The sequence below is a fragment of the Candidatus Zixiibacteriota bacterium genome (assembly GCA_018820315.1).
In the GTDB taxonomy this organism is placed as follows: domain Bacteria; phylum Zixibacteria; class MSB-5A5; order JAABVY01; family JAHJOQ01; genus JAHJOQ01.
In genome coordinates this window covers 1-2,252 of the sequence record JAHJOQ010000163.1, presented here as the reverse complement: position 1 = coordinate 2,252, position 2,252 = coordinate 1, and the positions used below count along the sequence as shown (strand labels likewise).

3 protein-coding genes are annotated in these 2,252 nt (G+C 51.8%); all 3 read right to left on the bottom strand.

The genetic code is table 11. The features are described 5' to 3' along the window. The coding region (locus KKH67_15815) for a hypothetical protein (GenBank protein ID MBU1320643.1) at nt 1-1,079 on the bottom strand (1,079 nt) is incomplete at its 3' end. A 105-nt stretch (nt 1,080-1,184) separates the two neighbouring features. Continuing rightward, on the bottom strand, nt 1,185-1,448 hold the full coding sequence (locus tag KKH67_15810) for a hypothetical protein (GenBank protein ID MBU1320642.1): 264 nt from the start codon (nt 1,446-1,448) through the stop codon (nt 1,185-1,187). A gap of 257 nt (nt 1,449-1,705) precedes the next feature. Continuing rightward, nucleotides 1,706-2,252 (bottom strand): S8 family serine peptidase (locus KKH67_15805; GenBank protein ID MBU1320641.1); only part of this gene is annotated, 547 nt, incomplete at its 5' end.

Below are 2,252 nucleotides of genomic sequence, written 5' to 3'. Positions count from 1 at the left end.
TGATATGTCAGATCGAGGTCTTCCGCTGACGGCTTCTTCAGGTCACGTGCCTTCACTATGGACTTGGCAAGCTGAGGAATAACACTGATATAAATGCGATCCCGCAGTCGCTCTCCGATGCCCTTTGCGTACCGTTCAGATTTTTCCCGAAGCTCAGATAGATGGCCATCTTTCTTCAGTGCATCAGCCGAGAAGGCAAGCCAGACAAACGGCAGGCGGTCATCCGTCAGCAGTTCCATATCTATGGAGAGGTATGTATCGGTCAATCCGCGACGTCCGACGCCAACATCGGTGCGGGTGGGGTAGAGCCTGAGCTCGCTGCCTCGATTGACAATCACCCAGTCGAGATTGTGCGCCTGAGCAAGCTGCAGAGCATATGAAATCGGAGTCTGACTGCCGAAACGCTGAGATGGAAGCTCGGCAGCCTCATTCTGATCGAGAAACACTGCCAGAGCGGTGCGAGAGTCGCCCACCGTGAGAATAGAAGCAGGGCCGGACAGAGATTCAATCGCGAACCCAAGGCTCTTCAGCAGATTTCGTTCCTTCAGATGTCGAAGCCCGGACGACTGCTTAGCGGCAAGTTCCCACGCAGACTTCTCAACATCATCCTTACCCCGCTGTAACAGGTATGTAGCGAGCAGCCCTCGGTTGTGAATCCCGAATATAGTTGAGTCAGATTCGGGGAGATGATCGCGAAGGAAACGGTCAACGGCATGATGATCCGGCAATCTCAGTGCAGTATCGCAGAGCCGTTCGACATGTTCGATCGGCAGATCATGCCATATAGCAGCAGGCTGGCGAGACCGCTCGGTATGGCCGCAGACAGAGCAAACATCATCATACAAAGCAACAACCACAAACGAAACACCTCGCCCACCCCATCGCTGCTTCCAGACTTTGCGAAGGCTGTCGCTCGGTGGTTTGCCCTTTGAGCGATATACGACGACTTCGAGAGCAGGAGTTCCCTGACCAAGAATCAGACCAAGCGGGTTGAGTTCTTGAGTCTTCGGCAAATCAGCCTGCCGGAACTCATGACCTTTTAGAAAGTCTTTGCTCTTGTCGTCAGCTGCTTCCGACATTGGTTAGTAATCGCTCCCCATTACTGATATCTTCAGACATCATTATAGTCGATTTGAGCAAATATGATACAAAAAAGCCACGATTAGAATGGAAAACTGCCCAGTTCAAGTAAGGTGTTCGACAATCCTGATTCTGTCCTTCTCAAGATGGATTAACAGCGAGATTCCTTTCTTCTTGCCGCCTGATGTTCGTCGGTCATATTTATTGACCTGCCTCAGGCATTCATCGAGTGCGAGATTCAGTTTGAGTGCTTCCTCGAAGCTGACGACAACATTGAAGATTTTCGGAGATTGCGAGAGTTTCTCCTTGTCAGGATTATATCTCGCGATTGCGTAGCCCCCGAAGCCTTCTTTCGTCTGAGTAGGCATTGATTTCTCCCTTTGTAGATTTTCTGACGATCTAATCCAATATATCTCGCAATCACCACATCTGTCAAGCTTCAAGCGTGAAGAGCAAGTGGATCAGATTAGGGTCCTATGCATAAATCGAATCGCTCAATAATCGATTCTTTAACGACGCGCGGGTGAAAGGAGGAGATGACTCCGTCAGGCCACACTCATGGTGTTCCATGAGCATGACCTGATACAGACCTGCTTAATAGTCGGGCTACGAGCGCATTCAAAGACTACAAGCAGGAATTAAACCACTCGAAGCAAGCGGCGCGTGGACCGGGACCACCTGTGAATATGTATGATATCAAATAGACAACATCATCAATGTCTGTCGCCCCAGAACAATCGGCGTCGCCTGCTGCAAGATGCGGTTCAGGTTCCGGGCCACCGGTGAAGATGTACGCGATCAGATAGACAACGTCATCAATATCGATTTCTCCTGAGTTGTTCGGATCGCCTCCGGCGACCGCAATCATCGCCTTGTGAGCGTTGACGCGTCCGTAACCATACTCCGGATCCCAGCAGGGTGTGTTGTCACCGCCAACCATGTCATCCGCAGACCCGGTCAACACTGTGCGGATGTAATCGAAAGTGCGACCATAAGCTCCCGGCTCATCCCATGTCCTGCCCTTCGCCTCCGGTGCGCGCGCAAGCACGCGCGCGGCAATCCCGGCAGCAATTGCACAGGAGGCGGAGGTACCAGTGAAATCGCAGTGGTAGCTGTTCATGCCTGGATAGCAGGAGTACGGAATAGGTACTGCACCCAAGTCACCCATCCGA